The organism is Brevibacterium sp. Marseille-P9724 (genome assembly GCF_902500275.1).
GTDB lineage: Bacteria > Actinomycetota > Actinomycetes > Actinomycetales > Brevibacteriaceae > Brevibacterium.
The window spans coordinates 89,245-109,403 of record NZ_LR722997.1 but is presented as its reverse complement, the minus strand read 5'-3'; the positions used below and the strand labels follow the sequence as shown (position 1 = coordinate 109,403).

17 protein-coding genes and 1 pseudogene are annotated in these 20,159 nt (G+C 63.1%); 9 read left to right on the top strand and 9 right to left on the bottom strand.

The window, feature by feature from the left end:
* Window positions 1-114: pseudogene (locus GC119_RS11085) on the top strand (IS481 family transposase); the annotation flags it as partial.
* A gap of 323 nt (window positions 115-437) precedes the next feature.
* Here GC119_RS11085 and GC119_RS09355 read toward each other — a convergent pair.
* The 6 genes from GC119_RS09355 to GC119_RS09330 all read right to left on the bottom strand — a co-directional run bounded on the left by GC119_RS09355 (window position 438) and on the right by GC119_RS09330 (window position 6,872).
* A complete protein-coding gene (locus GC119_RS09355) occupies window positions 438-1,646 on the bottom strand; it encodes an MFS transporter (protein WP_151952988.1) in 1,209 nt (402 codons plus the stop codon).
* A 97-nt stretch (window positions 1,647-1,743) separates the two neighbouring features.
* Window positions 1,744-3,402 (bottom strand): phosphoglucomutase (alpha-D-glucose-1,6-bisphosphate-dependent), encoded by a 1,659-nt coding sequence (gene pgm, locus GC119_RS09350; RefSeq protein ID WP_151952987.1) that lies wholly within the window; start codon window positions 3,400-3,402, stop codon window positions 1,744-1,746.
* 292 nt (window positions 3,403-3,694) lie between these two features.
* Window positions 3,695-4,024, bottom strand: a complete 330-nt coding sequence (locus GC119_RS09345) for a rhodanese-like domain-containing protein (protein WP_151952986.1) — start codon at window positions 4,022-4,024, stop codon at window positions 3,695-3,697.
* Between the two features lie 2 nt (window positions 4,025-4,026).
* Window positions 4,027-5,532 (bottom strand): acetyl-CoA hydrolase/transferase family protein, encoded by a 1,506-nt coding sequence (locus GC119_RS09340; RefSeq protein ID WP_218079089.1) that lies wholly within the window; start codon window positions 5,530-5,532, stop codon window positions 4,027-4,029.
* Window positions 5,533-5,561: 29 nt separating this feature from the next.
* Window positions 5,562-6,218: a DUF421 domain-containing protein gene (locus tag GC119_RS09335; protein WP_151952985.1), complete on the bottom strand. Its 657-nt coding sequence runs from the start codon at window positions 6,216-6,218 to the stop codon at window positions 5,562-5,564.
* Between the two features lie 9 nt (window positions 6,219-6,227).
* Window positions 6,228-6,872, bottom strand: coding sequence for a TetR/AcrR family transcriptional regulator (locus GC119_RS09330; RefSeq protein ID WP_070776764.1), 645 nt, complete (start codon window positions 6,870-6,872; stop codon window positions 6,228-6,230).
* A 111-nt stretch (window positions 6,873-6,983) separates the two neighbouring features.
* Between GC119_RS09330 and GC119_RS09325 the strand changes: the two genes are divergently transcribed.
* Window positions 6,984-8,630, top strand: coding sequence for a thiamine pyrophosphate-binding protein (locus GC119_RS09325; protein WP_151952984.1), 1,647 nt, complete (start codon window positions 6,984-6,986; stop codon window positions 8,628-8,630).
* Between the two features lie 55 nt (window positions 8,631-8,685).
* Complete coding sequence (locus GC119_RS09320) at window positions 8,686-9,447, top strand: SDR family NAD(P)-dependent oxidoreductase (RefSeq protein ID WP_151952983.1); 762 nt, start codon at window positions 8,686-8,688, stop codon at window positions 9,445-9,447.
* A gap of 148 nt (window positions 9,448-9,595) precedes the next feature.
* Here the strand turns inward: GC119_RS09320 and GC119_RS09315 are convergent, their stop codons facing one another.
* Together GC119_RS09315 and GC119_RS09310 are read right to left on the bottom strand one after the other, a co-directional pair.
* Entirely contained in the window at window positions 9,596-12,187 is a 2,592-nt protein-coding gene (locus GC119_RS09315; protein WP_151952982.1) for an excinuclease ABC subunit UvrA, read from the bottom strand.
* A gap of 90 nt (window positions 12,188-12,277) precedes the next feature.
* Entirely contained in the window at window positions 12,278-12,889 is a 612-nt protein-coding gene (locus GC119_RS09310; RefSeq protein WP_226829387.1) for a hypothetical protein, read from the bottom strand.
* A gap of 94 nt (window positions 12,890-12,983) precedes the next feature.
* On the opposite strand from GC119_RS09310, the gene GC119_RS09305 reads away from it, so the two are divergent.
* From GC119_RS09305 to GC119_RS09280, 6 genes are all read left to right on the top strand, one after another.
* Window positions 12,984-14,249 (top strand): sensor histidine kinase, encoded by a 1,266-nt coding sequence (locus GC119_RS09305; RefSeq protein ID WP_151952981.1) that lies wholly within the window; start codon window positions 12,984-12,986, stop codon window positions 14,247-14,249.
* Window positions 14,237-14,881, top strand: coding sequence for a response regulator transcription factor (locus GC119_RS09300; protein ID WP_070575658.1), 645 nt, complete (start codon window positions 14,237-14,239; stop codon window positions 14,879-14,881). The genes GC119_RS09305 and GC119_RS09300 overlap by 13 nt, the downstream gene beginning before the upstream one ends.
* Before the next feature lies 1 nt (window position 14,882).
* Window positions 14,883-16,133, top strand: coding sequence for a hypothetical protein (locus tag GC119_RS10965; protein WP_193215647.1), 1,251 nt, complete (start codon window positions 14,883-14,885; stop codon window positions 16,131-16,133).
* Window positions 16,134-16,159: 26 nt separating this feature from the next.
* Entirely contained in the window at window positions 16,160-17,647 is a 1,488-nt protein-coding gene (locus GC119_RS09290) for an amino acid permease (protein WP_083304217.1), read from the top strand.
* Window positions 17,648-17,803: 156 nt separating this feature from the next.
* Window positions 17,804-18,316 carry an isopentenyl-diphosphate Delta-isomerase gene (gene idi / locus GC119_RS09285; protein WP_070575651.1) on the top strand — a complete coding sequence of 171 codons (513 nt, stop codon included), beginning with the start codon at window positions 17,804-17,806 and terminating at the stop codon, window positions 18,314-18,316.
* Window positions 18,309-19,052, top strand: a complete 744-nt coding sequence (locus tag GC119_RS09280) for a DUF402 domain-containing protein (RefSeq protein ID WP_226829386.1) — start codon at window positions 18,309-18,311, stop codon at window positions 19,050-19,052. Before idi ends, GC119_RS09280 begins: the two co-directional genes overlap by 8 nt.
* Before the next feature lie 322 nt (window positions 19,053-19,374).
* Here GC119_RS09280 and GC119_RS09275 read toward each other — a convergent pair whose 3' ends face one another.
* The gene (locus GC119_RS09275) at window positions 19,375-19,788 is read right to left on the bottom strand and encodes a hypothetical protein (RefSeq protein WP_226829385.1); all 414 of its coding nucleotides are present in this window, start codon (window positions 19,786-19,788) and stop codon (window positions 19,375-19,377) included.
* Window positions 19,789-20,159 lie beyond the last annotated feature (371 nt).

Below are 20,159 nucleotides of genomic sequence, written 5' to 3'. Positions count from 1 at the left end.
GCCAGTGAGAGTGCTCGCGAGGATTCGTACGCAGCGTTCTTACATGACTACAATCACCACCGAGCCCACACCGCCATCGGGGGACTCTCACCAGCCGACCGCGTTCACAACCTCACGGGGAAGTACAGCTACAGCGTGGATCCGTGGCTAGTGGGAGTGTGCTTGCGGCTAACGGGTGGATCCGTGGCTAACGGGAGTTGTGTCTGGGACGGCGGCCCGCAAGTGGGCAAAATTAATCCGCGATGGCCAGACGTTTTGCAGCCGGACCACCGCGGTATTCCAATAATACGCTGAGAATACGCGTAAAGAACAGTCACATTGTGTGATTTTCGTCAATAAATCTAACGCGGCGCCGACATGGGCGTGTCGACGGGTGCCTACCCCGATTTTCGGGGGAGGAGCCCGTCAAGCGAATGGCAGGTGAAAATGCGCCTTGGTCAGCTGAGAACGACTCGCTGCTGTTTCTGCGGTTCGAAGGCCCTGTTGGCGGCGAGGATGATGATGGCGCCGACCGTCATAGACACGGCGGCCACCAGATAGCCCTCGTGCGCGCCGTAGCGATCGATGAAGACCCCGGACACTGCAGAGCCGATCGCAATGCCGAAGCCGATGGCCGTGGAAATCCATGCCAGGGCCTCTGTCATCCGCTTGGGTGGGGCCAGGGACTGCACGACTGAGCTTCCGGTGATGATCGTGGGGGAAACGGTCAAGCCCACAAGGAGCATGAACACTGCCAGCACGGGAATGTTCGGGGCGAACATCAGCGGCCACGACAGCAGTGCAAGGGCGCCCGCCGCGGCGGCGTAGCGCAGACGAACCGGTGCGCGGAAGTTCACTGCACCGTAGGCTATGCCCGCAATGAGCGAACCGAAAGCGTGGGCGGCCAGGGCGATTCCGGCAGCACTCTTCATGCCGTGTTCTTCGGCGCTGGCGATTGTTGACACATCGATTGCGCCGAAGTTGACGCCGAGGAAGAAGTGCCCGAAGACGGCAAGAAGGATTCCGGGATTCCCCAGCACTTTGCCGCGCGTAGCGCGCGGTTCTCGCTTGCTGGTGGGCGGCTCCGTCGCCTTCTGCGGGTAGAGCAGCAGCGAGCCGATCGTGACGGCGACAACGGAGAGGACGATGCCGGACGGGGCCCACAGTGCGGTGGCCAGCGCGGTGACAATCGCTGGGCCGGATACGAACATGAGCTCATCGGCAACCGCCTCCCACGAGAATGCGGTATCGAGTTCTTTCTGGGTCTTTGTCACCGCGGCCCACCGAGCGCGCACGAGCGCTCCCACCGAACCGACCGTCCCGCCTGCAATTGCGGCTGAGGCAAACACAAGGCCCGGCCACAGTCGCAGATAGACCACCAGCAGCAGGCACGTGAGTGCTGTGACGTGGATGATGGTTGCGGGAACCATGATCTTGGCCTGGCCGTGCCGGTCGATCTGCTTGCCCAGAAGAGGGTTCGAAATCGCCTGAGCGGTCATGAAGGTGGCAGCAACGACTCCCGCCTGAGCGTAGGAACCCGTTTCTTCCTGGATGAAGAGAACCAGGCCCAAGCCCAGCAGGGCGATCGGCAGACGGGCGATAAGACCAGCCGCGGAGAACTTCAGGGTGCCGGGAATTCTGAAGATATCGCGGTAGGCAGAGAACATGGTCATATCCTAGACCGCGGAACAGTAGGCTGATGGCCTCCGTCTCACGGTGCGAACCGGGCCCAGCGCAGCTCCGGTCAGCAGTACCGAATCACCATCAGTCCGCCAGTACGGAATCGACGAGAGCCTGTGCTTCGTCAATGACGCGCTGCAGGTGTTCCCCGCCCCGCGACGATTCAGCGTAGATCTTGTAGATGTCCTCTGTTCCCGAAGGACGGGCGGCAAACCACGCGGATTCGGTTTCCACTTTCAGCCCGCCGATCGCAGCCTCATTGCCGGGTGCGTGTGAGCGCACGGCCGTAATCGGCTCGCCGGCCAAAGAGTCGGCCGTGACGCTGTCAGCCGAGATCGACTTGAGCTTGGCCTTCTGCTTGCGGTCGGCAGCCGCTTCCACCCTGCGGTAGGTGAAATCGCCGTGCTGTTGAGTCAGCTCGGCACAGCGCTGTGTGGGCGTCTGCCCCGTGACCGCGAGCATTTCTGCCGCCAGCAGGCTCATGATGATGCCGTCCTTGTCAGTGCTCCAAGGGCGACCCTGCTTGTCGAGGAACGAAGCCCCAGCGGACTCTTCGCCGCCGAAGAGCAAAGACGAGTCCAGAAGTCCCGGAACAAACCACTTGAACCCGACAGGCACCTCGTACACGGTCCTGCCGTGAGACGTGATGACCGAGTCGATCAGCCGCGAGCTCACGAGAGTCTTGCCCACTCCGGCCGCACCCAGCGCGCTGCCGCCGGCAGTCCAGGCGGGCCGGTGGGTGAGCAGGTAGTCAATTGCGGTGGCCAAGTAGTGGTTGGGGTTCATCAGCCCGGCATCAGGGGTGACGATGCCGTGGCGGTCGGCGTCAGGGTCGTTGCCGAGTGCGATGTCGAAGTTCGACCGTGCGCTGATCAGACCGGCCATGGTGTATTCGGATGAGCAGTCCATGCGGATCTTGCCGTCCCAGTCCAAGTGCATAAACGACCACGTGGGGTCGATTGTCGGATTGATGACGGTCAGGTCGAGGTCGTAGGCGTCGGCAATGGCCGCCCACACGTCGACCGCGGCGCCGCCGAGCGGATCGGCGCCGATCCGCAGGCCCGCCGACTGCAGCGCCGGTAGGTCGACGACATCGCCGAGTGCGCTGACATAGGCGCCGATGAAGTCGAAGTTCTGCGTGTTCTCCAGGTGGAAGGCCCGCTGGAACTGGGTGCGCGGAATGTCCTGCCAGGAGGAAAGAAGCTCATTGGCCCGGTCTTCAATCCACGCGGTCTCCTCCGCTCCAGCCGGCCCGCCGTGGGGCGGGTTGTATTTGATGCCGCCGTCGGTCGGCGGGTTGTGGCTGGGAGTCAAGATGATGCCGTCAGCCTGGCCGAAATGGGTGGCTGAGTCCCGATTGTGGCGCAGAACCGCAAAGCTCAGCACCGGGGTGGGAGTGTATCCGTCGCGGTCGTCGATGAACGTGGGGATATTCGATGCCGCCAGGACTTCGTTGACCGTGAGAAAAGCCGGTTCGGACAGTGCGTGCGTGTCACGGGCGAGGAACACCGGACCGGTGATGCCCTGGGCTCGCCGGTACTCCACGATCGCCTGGGTGATGGCGACGATGTGGGCCTCGTTGAACGAGCCTGCGCTGCTGGTGCCCCGGTGGCCCGAGGTGCCGAAGGACACCCGCTGGGCCGGGTCGTCTGGATTGGGGACGATGTCGTGGTAGTCGTCCAGCAGCTGCGGGATGTCGGTGAGGTCGCTTTCGGAAGCGGGATGTCCAGCACGGTCGTTCATATAGCAGAGTGTGCCGAAGTTATCGCTTCAGTTCCACCGTGAGGCGGTGAAATCTTGAATAGCGGATTCCGGTTACCCGGAATCGACTCACCGAGGTGCTCGGGGAATTTCGAAAATGGGACTGAGTCGTGCATTATGGGCAAAGCTCCAAAAACTCTCGGACCGGCTGTCGGCACGCCGGAAGCACCGCCGACAGCCCTGGTCAAGGCGGTGGTCCACGACTGCGCGCTTTGCCCAAAAAGAGCGGGCCGGAAAGGTTTTCCTTCCGGCCCGCTCGCTGTTTGTGCGAATCCTATTTCACATACGGCTGTCCGTCGCCTTCGGCCACAATCGGCAGTTCGGCTTCGTGATGCCACTGGTCCATGCCGCCGACAGCCATGATGCAGTCGTGCCCGGCCATATTGAGGAACTGTGTTGCGTGTGCCGAACGGCGTCCGGTGCGGCAGATGACGTACACGTCAACGTCAAACGGCACCTCGTCCTGCCGTTCCTGCAGTTCGTCAAGGGGCACGTTGATGGCGTCTTTGATGTGACCGGCGGCGAACTCATCGCGGCCGCGGACGTCAAGGACGATCGCGTCGTCGGGGACTTCGGTGACTGAGCAGGTGGGTTCTTCGAACATGATCACATCTTTCCGTGCTCGCGCAGGTTGATATGCCAGCTGAGCGCTTCGTCGAGAATGTGCGGTGTGTGCTGGCCGCCGGGATCGGCGGCTATGGCCCGGTCGAGGTAATCGGTGAGCCGGTCCCGGAACTGGGGATGAGCGCAGTTGTCGATGATGCGGCGGGCGCGCTTGATGGGCGACAGTCCGCGCAGGTCTGCGATTCCCTGTTCCGTGACGAGAACGTGGGTGTCGTGTTCCGTGTGGTCGACGTGGCTGGCAAACGGGACGATAGACGAAATCGCGTCGTCTTTGGCCGTTGAGGGCGAAACGAAGAAGTTGAGGAACGCATTGCGCGCGAAGTCACCAGAACCGCCGATGCCGTTGACGATCTTCGTGCCGGTGATGTGGGTCGAGTTGACGTTGCCGTAGATGTCGGCTTCGACCATGCCGTTGATGCCGATGACGCCCAGGCGGCGGACGATTTCGGGGTGGTTCGACATTTCCTGCGGGCGCAGAAGCAGACGGCCCTTGAACTTCTCGACATTGTCGTTGAAGTACTGGGCCTTTTCGCGCGTCAGCGACAGGGCGGTGGCAGACACCGAGGTGAAAGTGCCCTCTTCCAGCAGGCTCAGCAGGTTGTCCTGCACCACCTCGGTGAAGGATGTGAGGTTGCGGAATTCAGATTCCTGCAGCCCGGCGAGCACTGCGTTGGCGACGTTGCCGATGCCCGACTGCAGCGGCAGAAGGTTCTTCGGCAGGCGGTCGTTCTTGACTTCCGAGCGGAGGAAGTCGATGAGGTAGTTCGCCATCGCCTCGGATTTTTCGTCAACCGGGTTGAACTTGTTGTCGCGGTCCGGGGAGTTGGTTTTGACGACCGCGACGACTTTCGATTCGTCAACCCGCAGGTAGGGATCGCCGATTCGCTGGGCCGGGTCCAGAATCTGGATTGGGTTGCGGTGCGGCGGAATGTGCGTGCCGTAGTAGATGTCGTGGAAGCCTTCGATTTCGTTCGGCAGCCATTCGTTGACCTCCAGGATGACCTTGTCGGCCAGGTCGAGCCAGGTTTTGTTGTTGCCGACCGAAGCGCCGGGAACCAGCAGGCCATTGGGCAGGACTGCAGCGACTTCGATCACGGCGACGTTGAGCTTGCCGTAGAAGCCGAACCACACCTGCTGTGCCAGGTGGCTCAGGTGGGCGTCAAGGTAGTCGACTTCGCCCTTGTTGATGGCCGCACGCATGTCCGGGTCGGTGTTGAACGGGGTGCGAAAGCGCACGCCTTTCGCGTTTGCGAGTGCGCCGTCGAGTTCGTCCGAGGTTGATGCTCCGGTGAACAGGCCGATCGAAAAGTCTTCGCCCGCATCGTGTGCTGCTTCTATCCGGTGAGCGAGTGCCGTGGGGACGGCCTTGGGGTAACCGCTTCCGGTGAAGCCGGACATTCCGACGTTGTCGCCGGGGTTGATGAAACGAGCAGCGTCCTCAGCAGACATCACCTTGTCGGCGAGGACTGTATTCACAATGCGAGCCATGGCCACATTGTTCCAAATTGCGAAACGGCTCATTTCGCCGGGTCGGCACCCTCCGTGCCGTCCGGTGCAGCTTCGTCTTCATCTTCCGAGGTGCCGGTCGTCTTTCCTGCTTTAATCGCCTTGTGTAGGTCCTCCAGTGCCGCGTAGAACTCAGCCCGCGTGATCGGCTCGCGCCCGTCTTTGAGGTCCACGACGAGGGAACCTCCGGGTTCGAGGTCGACGGTGTCGACAGCGTCTAAGCCCATGCCGCCCTGGTGGCGCACGGCAGATTCGAGTTCGGCGCGGGTGATGCCGGCCCTGTGCATTTCCGGCCAGCGGATGTGCCCGTCGTCGATGAGTCTGCGCGAGCGTCCGCGCAGGCCGCGGCTGAGCCACGGCCAGTGCAGGGTCAGCCGTTCCAAGCCAGCGTTGGCGGCCACGAGGATTGCAGCGCCGAGCAGACCGCCGATGAGCGAAAAGTCCGGTCCGATGATGGCGTTCTGCACGACGTTTGACAGCAACAGGACGACCACCAGGTCCAGTGAGTTCATCTGCGCGAGAAAGCGGGCGCCGGCTAAGCGGATGAGCACGGCGATGAACAGGTAGACCGCGACTGTGCGCAGCGCCTTGCCTAGAACGGACACGTCGAGTGTCCACATGCCCGTCAGCTCTGCCGGGTTGAAACCCAGCCATCCGAGGAACTCCACGGTCGGCTCTTAGGCGTCGGAGGGAATCGGCGGCAGAACGGTGGCGGTCAGGCGAGGGCCCCGCTCGCTGCAGCCGAGAATCCGCAGGCTCTGCTCAAGGTATTCGCGTTCGAGGTCTTCGACCTTCAGCGGGCCGTCCGGGCGCCACCACTGGGGGAGGACATTGCTGATGGCAAGCACGGACCGGGCAGCGAGGTCGGGGTTGTCGATGTCGAAAACGCCCTGCTCTTTGCCAAGGCGAACCTGTTCGTACAGCTGACCGCGGGTGAACACGCGCAGCTCGTCTATTTCGGGGCGGTATTTCTCTGACAGGCGCTCTGTTTCCAGAAGCAGAAGCCTGGAGCTTGCGAGGTTTGCAGCTCGGTAGCGCACAAGAACGCGCACAAACACCGCAACACGGCAGACGGGGTCCGGTTCGGCGGCCTTGAGGGCTTCGTCGATAGCGCTGTTGAACTCTTGGTAGCTGGTGCGGATGAGTTCGAAAAGAGCTGCCTGTTTGGAATCGAAGTAGTAGTAGAGCGCAGAGAGGTTCAGCCCCGCCGTGTTCGCGATGTCGCGGATGGACGCACCGTCGAATCCCTTTGCCGCGAATGTTTCTCGCGCGGCGCGCAGAATGGCGTCGCGGCCCTTGAGCTGCTTCCCTGAACGTTCCATAAAAGTCAGGCTATCGCAGGTTCAAACGATCGTTCTGCATACAAGAAGCGCGCTGCCGGGGTACAGTGCAGCCGTGCACCATGCGCAGCCGCTGTTACAAAGGAGTCCGCAGTGAAGAACTACGAAGCGATCAGCCGCTTCCTTGCCCACGAACGTTCTGGCAAACCGCTGTTCGGCCTTATGGGCGACGCCAACCTCGCGTATCTGGGTCATTTCATCGAACAGACCGACGGCCGCTACGTCGGCATGTCGATTGAAGATGCCGTCGTCCTCGCGGCTGACGGCTATGCGCGCTTCTCCGGCGAAGTCGGGATGGCAACCGTCACCTTCGGCCCCGCGATCACCAACGCTTTGACCGCGTTGACGGAAGCTGTGCGCGCCCGCACGCCGCTCGTGCTGCTCACCGGCGACACCCCGGATGTCAACGAGCACTATCAGCGCATCGACATCGCCGCCGTTGCGGCAGTCGCGGGTGCTGCCTATGAGCGCTCCCACACCGGCGCGGACGCTGTGAAGACAATCCACAAGGCGGTCGCGCGCGCCCGCGCTCGTCAGCAGCCGGTCATCGTCAACATCCCGTACGCGCAGATGAACGACGAGGTTGACCTGCCTGATCTGCCCGATCTGAGTAAGCCCCTATCCGTGCTCGGCCCGGACCCCGAACGGATCGAGGAGGCACTGGGCTACCTCATGTCGGCCCGCCGCCCGCTGGTCCTGGCAGGTCGAGGTGCCATTGCCGCGGGTGCGCGGGATGGCGTGCTGCGCTTTGCCCGCATGATCGGTGCGCCCGTCATGACCTCGCTGATTGCCAAGGACCTCTTCCGCGGTGAACCGGAGAACCTCGGCATCCACGGCACACTGTCCAACGAAGTGGGCGTCGAATACATGGGGGAGGCCGATGTCGTCATCTCCTTCGGAGCCTCGCTGAACAACTGGCAGACCGACCACTACCACCTGCTCGAAGGCAAAAAAGTCATCCAGGTAGACATCTGCGCTGAGGCGCTCGGCAAATACGGGCCAGCCGACGTTGTCATCCAGGCCGATGCTGCGGCAGCTGTTGACGCGCTCGCCGCAACCCTGCTGGAAGCCGACCCGGACGCCGACGGTCGGCCCGCACCCAAGTACGTTGCGGCACTAGAGGACCGCCCCCAGCGGGAGGCCCTCGATGACTACCGCTCCACCTCGCGCGAAGACCACATTGATGTGCGTGATGCGGCCCGGCTGATCAGCACCGCCGTCAGCAATGACGGCAAGAAGCAGGTCAACCAGGTGTCCGACATCGGCATGTACTTCCCGTCGATCGTCCGGCACTTCGTGGTCGACCCAGGCAAGTGGGACTTCGGCGGCTACTTCGGGGCGATCGGCCTGGCCATCCCGCTGGGACTCGGTGCGGCCTACGCGGACTCTTCATGCCCGACGGTCGTGTGGGTGGGCGACGGGGCGGCAATGCATTCGCTCATGGAGGTCTCCACGGCCGTGCGCGATCGTCTTCCGCTGGTGGTGGTCGTGCTCAATGACTCCTGCTATGGCGCGGAGTTCTACAAGCTGGAGAACTTCGGTGCCAAGGGCGAAACCTCGTTCGTCGAATGGCCGTCCTTTGCCGCCATGGCCCGCGGAATGGGCGCGGTCGGACACACTGTGAGCTCCCTGGAAGAGCTCAACGGGGTGCTGGAAGAACTCGGCGAAGTCACCGCGCCGACCGTCATCGAAGTGGTCACCGATCCGCTGGAGCGCTTCCGCCCGACTCCGCGATCGTAAGGGGCACGGCTTCGGGTTAAAGTGAGCTGTGCAACACCACAGTGAGGAGATTGCTATGGAAATTCAGGGAGTATCCGCCCTCGTCACCGGCGGCGTGTCCGGTCTTGGCCGTGCGACAACCGAGCGTCTGCTCGCGGCCGGTGCCAATGTCGTCATGATCGACCTCAACGAAGAAGCCGGTGCGAAGGCCGCAGAAGAACTCGGCGAACGCGCGCACTTCGTCAAGGCCGACGTGCAGAACGAAGAGCAGGTCCAGGCCGCTGTCGACAAGGCAGTTGAACTCGGTCCCCTGCGGATCGTCGTCAACTGCGCCGGTGTGGGAACACCCGGCAAGCTCGTGTCACGCCGTGGGCCGCTGGAACTTGACGCCTTCAAGAAGGTCGTCGGCATCAACCTGGTCGGCACCGTCAACGTGGCACGCCTGGCAGCTGCGGCAATGCAGAAGGGCGAAGCCGACGGCGAAGAGCGCGGCGTCATCATCAACACCGCTTCGGTTGCGGCCTTTGACGGTCAGATCGGCCAGATTGCGTACTCGGCATCCAAGGGCGGTGTGGCTGCTGTCACCCTGCCGATGGCCCGCGAACTCGCCGAATCGCTCATCCGCGTGGTCACCATCGCACCGGGCATCTTCGAAACCCCGATGATGGCAGGCCTTCCGCAGGAAGCACAGGACTCACTGGGCAAGATGGTTCCGCACCCGGCACGCCTGGGCAAGCCCGCCGAATATGCGCAGCTGGTCGAATCGATCGTGCGCAACCCCATGCTCAACGGCGACACCATCCGCCTGGACGGCGCCATCCGCATGCAGCCGAAATGATCGGTGCGCGCTGAGGCGGTTGGTGTGACCAACCCAGCTGCGACCGGTCGAGGTGCCGTCCCCGCGCGAAAGGGGGCGGCACCTCGTCTGTTTTGGTGGGCGCGCCTTCACGTGGGCACATCCGCTCCCGCCAGCCGGATTGTGCGGCTCAGATCAAGCCGGCTCGTTCGGCTAACACCTGGGCCGTCACCGAGCGCGAATCCGGATGCGTGCCCTGCTGAGCGACCGCCGCAGGCGTCCCGGTGGCCAGGATCTGGCCGCCCTCGTCTCCGGCTCCCGGACCGACGTCGATGACGTGGTCTGCCTGCGCGACCACCCGAAGGTCGTGCTCGATGACGACCACCGTCGCGCCGTCGTCGACCAGACGACGCAGCTGGGTGAGCAGCAGGTCCACATCCGCCGGATGCAGTCCCGTCGTCGGCTCGTCCAGGAGGTACAGGCTGTGCTTGCGTCCGGAGCCGCGCTGCATTTCGGAGGCCAGCTTGATGCGCTGCGCCTCCCCTCCCGAAAGCTCCGGGGAGCCCTGTCCCAGGCGCAGATAGCCCAGGCCGAGTGCGTGCAGGAATTCGACAGAGCGCAGAATCCTCGGCTCATCGGCGAAGACTCCCAGCGCCTCGTCCACAGTAAGCGCCAAGATATCCGCGATGCTGCGGCCGTTCCACTGCACTTCAAGGATCTCCTGTTTATAGCGCTTGCCGTGGCAGGCCGGGCAGGTGGTGTACGTGCCGGGCAGGAACACCAGCTCAACCTCGATGCTGCCAGCGCCATCGCACTCCGGGCAGCGGCCCTTTTTCGTGTTGTAGGAAAAGTCCGACACCGACATGCCCCGCCGCTTGGCCTCCGGGGTGTTGGCAAACAGCCTGCGGACATGATCGAACAGGCCCGTGTAGGTCGCGACGGTCGAACGCACCGTTCGCCCAATCGGCTTCTGAGTGATGTGAACCAACCGGCGGATCTTATCGACCCCCGCCAGGCTGTCCACCCGGAAATCTCGGGAGTCGTCGGAACCTGCCGTGGAATCAGCATCCGGGTCCTCGTCCGAAGTCTCTTCGGCGCCGATCACCTGCCTGGCCGAGCGGGACGCCACATCGGCCAGCACCCCGATGACCAGGGTGGATTTGCCGGAACCGGATACTCCCGTGACTGCGGTGAGCGTCCCCAGCGGGAAGTCCACGTCGGCCCCGTCGAAGGCGCGCGCGTACACGCCGGTCAGGCTGATGGATTCGCCGGTGCCTGCCGGGGTGTCCGTCAGTTCGGGAAAGTCCTCGTTCAGAGCGGCAGCAGTGGGCGAGCCCAGCTGCTCAGCTTTGGCGCGGAACTGCTCGGTAGGGCCGGAGAACACCAGCTCCCCGCCGCGCTCACCGGCGCGAGGGCCGATATCCACGATCCAATCGCATCCCGCCACCAGGGACATATCGTGCTCCACCAGAAGCACCGAATTGCCGGAAGCGATGAAGCGCTGCAGCAGCTCGGAGACTGCCTTCCGCTCCACGACGTGCAGGCCGGCCGAAGGCTCATCCAGCACATAGACTGTGCCGAACAGGTTCGAGTTCAGCTGGGAAGCCAGCCGCAAACGCTGGTTCTCGCCCGCAGACAAGCTCCGTGCCGGGCGGGAGAGGCTCAGGTGCCCCAACCCCAGCTCGATCGCCGCGCGCACCGTGGGCAGCACCTGATCCAACAGCAGCTCTTCGGCCTCGTCGTGCTCGTTCCACTGCTGCTTCGCGATCCCTGCCAAGTGCTGGAGGCGGTCCTCCAGCACAGCCAGCACGTCCTTCAACGCCAAATCGTTGAATTCGTCGATGGGGTAACCGGCGTAGGTGACCTGCAGGGTATCCGGTTGGAACCCGCGGCCCTGGCAGGTTGGGCATGTCGATGAATGCATGAAGGAGAGCACCCGGCGGCGGGTCTTATCCGACTCTGTTTCCGCCAGGGAGTCGGTGAGGTAGGCGGCAACCGAGCGCCATTTGCCTTTATACGACCCTTGCATGGCGTTTTCGTCGCGCACTGGGTGGACGGTGACCACCGGCTGCTCGTCCGTGAACAGGATCCAGTTGCGGTCCTCTTGCGGAATATCCCGCCACGGGACGCCGAGCGGGTAGCCGAGGGTGCCCAGAATGTCCCGGAAGTTCTTACCCAGCCACGCTCCCGGCCACGCGGCGATCGCGCCGTCCCAGATGGACAGACTGGGGTCCGGCACCATCGACTCTTCCGTCGGCCGGTGCACGGTGCGGGTTCCCTGGCACTCGGGGCACATCCCCGCGGTGGTGTTGGGGGAGAAGGCGTCGGAGTCGAGCCTGCCGTATTCCAGCCGCTCGCGCATGCCGGCCGGGTAGCTGCCGGAGCGGGAAAAGAGCAGCCGAATACTGTTCGAGATATTCGAGATCGTGCCCACGGAGGAGCGTGCCCCACCCAGGGTGGTGGACTGCTGCAGAGCCACCGTCGGCGGCAGTCCTGTGACCGATCCGACGCGCGGGTTGACCGCGCCGCCGATGAGACGTCGCGCGAAGGGGGAGACAGACTCCAAGTAGCGACGCTGCGCCTCCCCATGAATGGTGCCGAAGGCCAGGCTGGACTTGCCCGAACCCGACACCCCGGTGACCGCCACGAGGGTATCCCGGGGCAGGTCGACGTCGATGTGTTTCAGGTTGTGAAGGTGTGCATCACGCACCTGGATCATTGGACCGTGATCCGCACCCGCCGCAGCGTGCGGAGTCGGGAACTCGGACGTGGCGTGAGTCATGGGGGCTACGTTACCTTGCAGACTGCGCCCTTATCGGCGGCGTAGGCTGTCCACGTGACCAGGCTAGAAGCCCCCGGCTGGTCTTGGAGCTCACCCGGGCTGGGTCTGTTGGGTCGGCTGGTCCGACTGCGACTGGCGCATCTGCTTTGCCCGCTGGGCCTGCCTGCGCAGAATGAGCCCGCGTACGGAGCCCATGGCGATGAGCATGAGAGTGAGAACAAAGGACCCGAGGACGGTCGTCCAGGAGATATCCGGCTGAGCGGGGCTGTGGGTCAGCTGGTAGACGAGGGCTGACATGAGCGAGGCGCACACAGCCGGCGCTGTCCAGTTCAGCGACAGTCGTGCTGACAGTGAGATGAGCACAATGGCCCCGGCAGGTGCGGCCAACAGCGACACCATCCAGACCGACAGGATGACCAGGGAGGCCACCAGCGCTGACGGTGGGCCTACGTAGCCGTATTCGACTTCCATGGGGTCGTGGCGGATAGCTGACGGCAGGAGCGCCAGCGCGAGAACGCCCAGGGCGATGTCAACACCGAATGCCACTGTGCCGATCGAGTCACCGAACGGAGGCGGTGGAGCTATGAAACCCAGTGCTTCGAACACGTGGTAGAGAGCGAACATCGTGACGCCGGCGCTGGCCGCCAGGAAGAAGAGAATCTGCGTGCGGGCCTTTGAGCGCACCGGGGATTGCTGATTCATGCGGTTTACTGTAAAGCGACAAGTAGGGAAAACCCTCAGTGTTCCTCTGGCTTCCATCATGGGAATCGGGTTGGCCGCCCGCGAGGATTGAAGCATGAAATCACAAACACAGAACGGCAGCTGGATCAAACCAGCCGGACATCCGGGGATCATAGGCACAGCAAACCTGCTGGCCTCCGGTTTTGTCTGGTGGACGATCTCCTGCCTGTCAATCTTCTTGTTCTTCAGCGGCATTTCGGCACTGCCGGCTGCCGGTTCCGGCCTGGTCATACTGCTGGCGTGGTTCTTCTTTCAGTGGGGCGTCAACATTGCTGATCGTCACCGTGCTGAATCGATCTACCGCCTGGGCTATCCGAAACCGCAGATGCCGCGGCGTCAGCCCGGATTCACCGAGTGGCTCAAATGGTTGGGCCGGTGCCTGATATCGCCCGTATTCTGGCGTGGAACAGGCCACCATTTCCTCAAGTCCTTCGCGGGTGCGCTTCTGGGAGCACTGACTTTCCTCGCGCTTGCGGTTTCCATGGTGTTCGTCAACAACACTGTGTCAGAGGCAATCGGCGAGCGCTTCGAAGTGGGTCTTGGAAGCGCACCGATGCGGTTTGTCCTCGCGGTAGTTCTGGTGGTCTTCACCGTGGCGATCCTGTGGTACTCGGCGATTCTGGACCGCGCAATCGACAAACTGCTGTTGGCGCCGCCGAAAGCTGATGCCCTGACAAAAGAAGTGACGGCCCTCGACGACGCTCGCCAGGGAGCGGTCGGCGCTGCGGAAACCGAACGCGCCCGCCTGGAGCGTGATCTCCACGACGGCGTGCAGCCCATGCTGGTTGCCCAGTCGATGAAGATCGGCATGGCGAAGACGAAACTCGAGACCGACCCCGAGGGTGCCCGCGCCCTCATCACCGAAGCGCACGAAGACTCCAAGCAGGCGGTTGCCGAACTGCGTCGCCTGGTGCGCGGACTGCAGCCTGCAGTGCTGGGCGACCGCGGCCTCGACGCTGCCCTGTCCGGTCTTGCCGCCCAGTCGGTCGTCCCGGTTGACCTCACCGTGAATCTTTCCGGGCGCATCGACCGCGATATCGAATCCGTTGCCTACTTCGTTGTGGCCGAAGCCCTCACCAACATCAACAAGCACGCTCAGGCCAGCCGCGCACAGGTGAAGGTCGGCATGAGTGCCGACGCTTCCCGACTGCAGATCGAGGTTTCTGACAACGGACGAGGCGGAGCCCACCTCCCGATCCACGGAAACTCCGGTCTTGCGGGACTGCAGGACCGGGTGCGGGCCGTGCGGGGCACCTGGGAATTCTCATCGCCCAATGGCGGACCAACCGAACTGAAAGTGGAGGTGCCATGCGCATTGTGATCGCCGAAGACTCCGTTCTCCTGCGGGAAGGACTGGTTCGTCTGCTCTCAGATGCGGGCCACACCATCGTCCACACAACGGGTGATGCCGCAAATCTGCTGGGAGCAATCAGCGCCCACAAACCAGACTTGGCCGTCATCGACGTGCGAATGCCGCCGACGTTCACGGACGAGGGCATCCGGGCGGCTGTGCTCATCCGCGCGCAGAACCCTGACGTTGGAGTCCTTGTCCTGTCCCAGTACGTCGAAGAGCGCTACGCATCTGACCTCATTGCAAATAACAGCGGAGGTTTCGGCTACCTGCTGAAAGACCGTGTGGCAGATGTCAGCGATTTCCTCGAAGCGGTCGACAAGGTCGCCTCCGGAGGCACTGTCCTCGACCCGGAAGTCGTCAGCCAGATTATGGTGCGCTCCCGCCGGGACACCGGAATTGAGCAGCTCTCCGCCCGTGAACGCGAAGTGCTGGCACTCATGGCCGAAGGCAAATCGAACTCTGCCATCGCATCCGCGCTGTTCTTGAGCGCCGGTGCAGTTGAAAAGCACATTTCGTCGGTGTTCACCAAACTCGGCCTGTCCGCCGACGCCGACGACAACCGCCGCATTCTTGCGGTTCTGAAGTTTTTGGGAGCCTGACATGAATACCCAGATCATGCCCACACCTCGTGACAACAATCAGCCCACGCCGGAGCCCAATCCGGAGTCGGGGCAGCAGTCCACCCCGCAACCGGGGCAGCAGCCGGAGGAGAACAAGCCCCCGCGGTCCGCATCGGGCACCGTGTGGAAGACCGGGGTCGTCATAGCGGCGGTTCTTTCCCTGGTCGTGCCGCTCGGCGCAGTCGCAGCGGCGATGGTGGTTTCAGCCAAATACGCGGTCGAAACCCAGAACGGTGCGATTCCCGAAGGCATCGACAAGCTCGAAGTCAGAACGGGCCGCGCAACTGTGACGCTCGTGGATTCGGCGCAGTTCGGCGACCGTGACGTGCCACCGGATGCACAGGCCACCGGATGGTTTGACGCGAGCTATCGCCAGCACAAGGGCGACGGTGAAGGCAAAGCGCCCGTCATGGTGCAGACGAACGGTTCGACAGCGGTTCTGGACGTCAAATCTCAGGACAGCCAGGGTGTTGACGTGACCATCGGTCTGCCGGAAGCAGTGGCACAAAACCTCAACGTCGACGTGAAGGTCAGCGGCGGCGTACTTCAGGTTTTCGGCAACTACAAAGACATCGCCGCCTCAATGACCGGCGGTGCCGTGGACGTCAGTGGCGAAGCCGAGAAGCTGGCACTCGACGTCAAGGGCGGAAAAGCCGACATCCGGGGAACCTTCGATGAGACCAGCTGGGAAGTCCGCGGTGGTGAGGTCAGATCGCTGCCCGTCGAAGTGCGCAAGAAGATGTCAGTCAACGTCACCGCGGGATCAGCTGACCTGTCGCTGGACCCGAATATCCAGCCTGCCGACGGTGTCGACCTCAGCGTTGCAGCCGGATCCGCCGACCTGGAAGTGCCGGATCCGAAGAATGTAAAGGACGGACGCGGCTACGCCATCGTCGACGACGGAAAGGCCAACCTGGAAGACGACAAGATCGAAATCGAAGCCAGGCGAGTCGCTGACATGAAAGAAGTCGGCAAGGACATTCCGCTGAATCTCAACGCCGGTGCGGGGGATATTGAACTCGGGTATTCGGAGGTCGAAGAAGAGGACGAGTCCTCAGACGAAGAAGACGAGTACGCCGATGAAGGGGACGAGTACTCAGACGAAGAAGACGAGTCCTTAGACGATGTCGAGAGTGAGGCCCTTGATGAAGGCTTCTATGAAGACGGGCTAGAAGACGACGAGCCTGGTATGTGGCCACTTGACTATCTCCTCTGGTGGGCGAATAGTTAATAGCCCACTAACCGGAGGCCCCAGCAATGTCGCGTCATGACAAAAACCGTCTCAGCAGCGCTCGTGAGGAAGAGCCGATTCCCAAGGGTGCGCGCGGGCATAAGCGGCAGGCGCTCAAAAGAAGCATCAAGAGTCGCCACATGTTCATGATTGCGCTTGCTGGGGTCATCGGCACGGGCCTGTTCCTGGGCACGGGCGACGTCATCAGTCGGGCTGGTCCCGGAGGGACGATCGCGGCGTATGTCGTCGGAGGTTTTCTCCTGTGGCTGACCATGTCGTGCCTGGGCGAAACTTCGTCCGTGATGCCGGCCTCCGGGTCGTTCCAAGCCCATGCAACAAAGCTCCTGGGGCCCGGGACGGGGTTCACAATCGGCTGGATCTACTGGCTGTCGTGGGCAAGCTTCATCGGCCTGGAGTTCTTAGCCGCCGGTATTGTCATGAAGTTCTGGTTCCCTGACGTTCCCACGGCGGTGTGGTCCGGTGTCTTCATTGTGGTCCTGTTCGTCATCAACTTGTTCAGCGTTCGCGGCTTTGCAGAAGTCGAATCCGGTTTGGCTTTCGTCAAGGTCGCTGCTGTCGCCGCGTTCATCGTCGTCGGCGGACTGGTGCTTTTCGGGGTGGTGGGCATGGACGGCCAGACCGAGCCGCGCTGGGACAACTTCTATGCTGACGGCGGCTTCTTCCCCACGGGGATCGGCGCGGTTCTTGCCGCCATGATGACGGTGATCTACACGTTCATGGGCTCGGAGGTCATGGGAGTTGCCGCAGGCGAGGCGGAAAACCCGGCCAAGGCTGTGCCCAGGGCAGTGCGGACGATCGTGTTCCGCCTGGTGTTCTTGTACCTGGGCGCTGTCGTCATTCTCATAGCTCTCATTCCCTGGCGCCAGGCGGGACTGTCGGAAAGCCCGTTCGTCACGGTGTTCGAAGCCATCGGCATCCCCTTTGCTGCGGACATTATGAACTTCGTGGTGCTGGTGTCCATCCTGTCGGTGGGCAATACGGGGCTGTACATGTGTTCGCGCATCATGTGGTCGCTCGGCCACGATGGACATGCGCCGAAGTTCTTCACCCGCACACTCAAGAACGGTTCGCCCTACGGCGGTCTGATCTTCACGATGGCCTTCGGCCTGCTGTCGCTTCTGTCGAGCTTCGTTGCAGAAGACACGCTTTTTGTCTTCCTCATGTCGGTCTCCGGCATAGGCGGTGCGCTGTCGTGGATCACGATCGCACTGACCCAATACGCTTTCCGCACCAAGTTCGTGAAGTCCGGTGGGGACGTCAAGCAGCTTCCCTACAGGGTGCCCCTATTCCCGGCTGTGCCGATCCTCGTGGTGCTGCTGAATCTGGCAGTGTTCGTTGGTATGGCTCTAGACCCCACTCAGAGGCTGTCACTGGTGATCGGCCTGGGCGTGGTTCCTGTCTGCTACGGCGTGCATTGGCTGTTCATCCGACCGCGGGAGAAAGATGTCGCGTCGGCTGAAATGGAAGTGCGGCTGCCGGCAATGCAAGGCTGAGGCCGTGTCGCGCCGGAAGATCCCGAGGTACCTGCCCGGATCAGTTCGGCACAGCAGCTGTGCTGCACGGTTGGCTGGGAGTTTGTTTCGGCGGCAGCGGCTAGGGTGAGAACACCCCGCCAGTCACAGTGTCAGCCAGCCGCAAGGAGGGTCCCCATGACGGAGTACGTTGTTCTTCTCGATGAGGCGGGCAAGCCCATCGGCGAGGCTGACAAGGCGGCAGTGCATACGGCCGATACCCCGCTTCACCTGGCTTTTTCCTGTTTTCTCCACAACGATGCGGGCCAGGTGCTCATGACCCGCCGGGCGCTGGGCAAGGCCACGTGGCCGGGCGTGTGGACCAATTCCTTCTGCGGACATCCCGCGCCGGGGGAGTCATTCACCGCCGCGATCGAAAGGCGCGCCGCACAGGAACTGGGCACCAAGGTTGTTGACATCACCGAGATCCTGCCGGACTTCCGCTACCGGGCAATTGACGCATCGGGAGTTGTCGAAAACGAAATCTGTCCCGTGTTCTCCGCCAAGATCGACGGTGAGCTCCTGCCGGTGACCGACGAAGTCATGGACTTCGCATGGATTGAGCCCGATGCGCTGACAGACGTGCTGCGCCAAGCGCCGTTTGCCTTCAGCCCGTGGGTGGTCGAGGAATGGGCGCAGCTGCGTGGCTGAGATTCTCAACTCTGTTCGGGCTCGCGAACATTCCGGTCCGCTCGACCCACAGGGGCCCTTTGACGTACCCCACCCGGAAGGGCGGGGAGTGGGCGACGCGCCGTTCTTTGCCCACGGTTCGCTTCTGAATTGGCGATTCCGTCGGCACGATTTCGCCGCCCACGGCAGTGAGGTCATCCAGCCGGCGCGCGTTGTCCAGCACAATGAGCGCGGCCTGGTTGTGTGGCTTGCCGGGGACACGCCCACGGTCGACAGCCGCTTTGCGGGCCGGGAGGACGTCAATCCGCACGAACTGGGCTACGCCGAACGCTTTTCGCCCCAATCCACTGACCGTGTCAGCTATCGGCGGCACTGGCGCGGTACGGGCGTGCTGCGCATTGTGCCGACGGGCATGCCGTTTTCTGTGTGGCTTTTCTGGGCCGAAACGGGGCAGTTCCGCTGTTGGTACATCAACTTGGAGCACCCGCACACAATTGCTGGTGACTCCCTGTACACCGCGGACCATGTGCTCGACATTCTGGTGCGACCTGACGGGAGCGTGGAGGAAAAAGACCGCGACGAACTCGAAGCTGCCGTCCGCTTCGGTCAGTGGGATGAGGGCATTGCCGCAGCGATCGAGGCGGAGAAGCGCTTGGCCCTTGACCAGATGCGTGCCGGTCACTGGGCTTTTGACGATGCGTGGAAGCGCTTCCACCCCGACCCCTCGTGGACCCTGCCGCCGGCCCCGCGGCTGTAAACCGCACTGGGTGCTGACGCCGTCGGGCTGGTTTTGTCCGCCTGCAACCGCAGAATCACGCTTTAATGCAGAGTCACGCGTTGTTGCGCCGCATTTGCGCGCAAGTCTGCATTACCGTGTGAAACCGGGGCGTAGGGGGGCGACAGCCATCGCCACACCCGAAGGGTTCTCCGGCCTGTACAGGGTGCTGACCGGCGAGGATGCGAAGACGATGGGGCAGGAGATCGCCCGCGCGGCTGGCCGACCGGAGGCCCAGAGCGCCGGCCTCCGACCCGGCCGCACACAGCCGAGCGACAGACCCTCCACCAGCCCTCGCCGCGGGTCAGCCGCTGAACGAGTCGTCGACCAGGGCCTGCGCCGCCGTCGCGACCTCCGGGAGGCGTCCCTCTCGGATCGCGTTCACCGGAGTGTCGTACCCCAGCCAGGGGTTCGCTCCGATGAACCACACCCGGGCGGTGTGCTCACCTTCGGCCTCGGAGACCTTCTGCCACTGCTCGTAGGCGAAGTAGAGGCGCTTGACGGTCTCCGGGCGCGGGTTGGGGCCGGTGGACTTCGCCCACTTGTGCGAGGACTTCGTGTCCGAGGCGCCGGCGAGAGCCGAGACCAGGGTCCCTCCGAGCGAGGCGTTCAGACGCCGGGTGATCTCACGGACGTCGAGGGCGATTGCACGTCGGTAGGCCTGGTTCTGGGTCGCTCGAGCATCTGCCGAGGTGGCGGAGGATGTCGTGGAAACCATGGGTGCCTCCCTTCCGAAGGTGTCGCCCCATCGTACCGTTTATTTCCCCGGCATAGCTACCGTCATGCCACTGTTATTACACCCGTTTATCCGTCTGGTGTGACAGCCCGGGCCGCCACGCGCGACAAGTTGGTGCTGTGCGGTCACACGGCCCCCGGGCCGACATCTGCACGGTCCTACAGCAGTGGGCTCGCGGAGCGGTACACCCAGGACGCCGCGGGGGAAGCAGGCCAGCAGGGCCACCCCCACCGAGCTCCAGCAGGACTTCCACACGATGCTCGTGCTGGCGGACGGCCGCGCCGGTGCGGCCGTCGGCCACAGTGGCGAGATCTCGGCGGTGTGGCCGACGGCAGCAGCCGCGGTGCGGCACA

Excerpts from the sequence above, each read along its gene's own strand:
- GC119_RS09340 (WP_218079089.1), bottom strand. The coding sequence starts at position 5,532 with ATGGCTCGCATTGTGAATACAGTCCTCGCCGACAAGGTGATGTCTGCT.
- pgm (WP_151952987.1), bottom strand. The coding sequence starts at position 3,402 with ATGAACGACCGTGCTGGACATCCCGCTTCCGAAAGCGACCTCACCGAC.
- GC119_RS09345 (WP_151952986.1), bottom strand. The coding sequence starts at position 4,024 with ATGTTCGAAGAACCCACCTGCTCAGTCACCGAAGTCCCCGACGACGCG.
- GC119_RS09275 (WP_226829385.1), bottom strand. The coding sequence starts at position 19,788 with ATGGTTTCCACGACATCCTCCGCCACCTCGGCAGATGCTCGAGCGACC.
- GC119_RS09300 (WP_070575658.1), top strand. The coding sequence starts at position 14,237 with ATGCGCATTGTGATCGCCGAAGACTCCGTTCTCCTGCGGGAAGGACTG.
- GC119_RS09290 (WP_083304217.1), top strand. The coding sequence starts at position 16,160 with ATGTCGCGTCATGACAAAAACCGTCTCAGCAGCGCTCGTGAGGAAGAG.
- GC119_RS09305 (WP_151952981.1), top strand. The coding sequence starts at position 12,984 with ATGAAATCACAAACACAGAACGGCAGCTGGATCAAACCAGCCGGACAT.
- GC119_RS09310 (WP_226829387.1), bottom strand. The coding sequence starts at position 12,889 with ATGAATCAGCAATCCCCGGTGCGCTCAAAGGCCCGCACGCAGATTCTC.
- GC119_RS09320 (WP_151952983.1), top strand. The coding sequence starts at position 8,686 with ATGGAAATTCAGGGAGTATCCGCCCTCGTCACCGGCGGCGTGTCCGGT.
- GC119_RS09355 (WP_151952988.1), bottom strand. The coding sequence starts at position 1,646 with ATGTTCTCTGCCTACCGCGATATCTTCAGAATTCCCGGCACCCTGAAG.
- GC119_RS09315 (WP_151952982.1), bottom strand. The coding sequence starts at position 12,187 with ATGACTCACGCCACGTCCGAGTTCCCGACTCCGCACGCTGCGGCGGGT.
- GC119_RS10965 (WP_193215647.1), top strand. The coding sequence starts at position 14,883 with ATGAATACCCAGATCATGCCCACACCTCGTGACAACAATCAGCCCACG.
- GC119_RS09330 (WP_070776764.1), bottom strand. The coding sequence starts at position 6,872 with ATGGAACGTTCAGGGAAGCAGCTCAAGGGCCGCGACGCCATTCTGCGC.
- idi (WP_070575651.1), top strand. The coding sequence starts at position 17,804 with ATGACGGAGTACGTTGTTCTTCTCGATGAGGCGGGCAAGCCCATCGGC.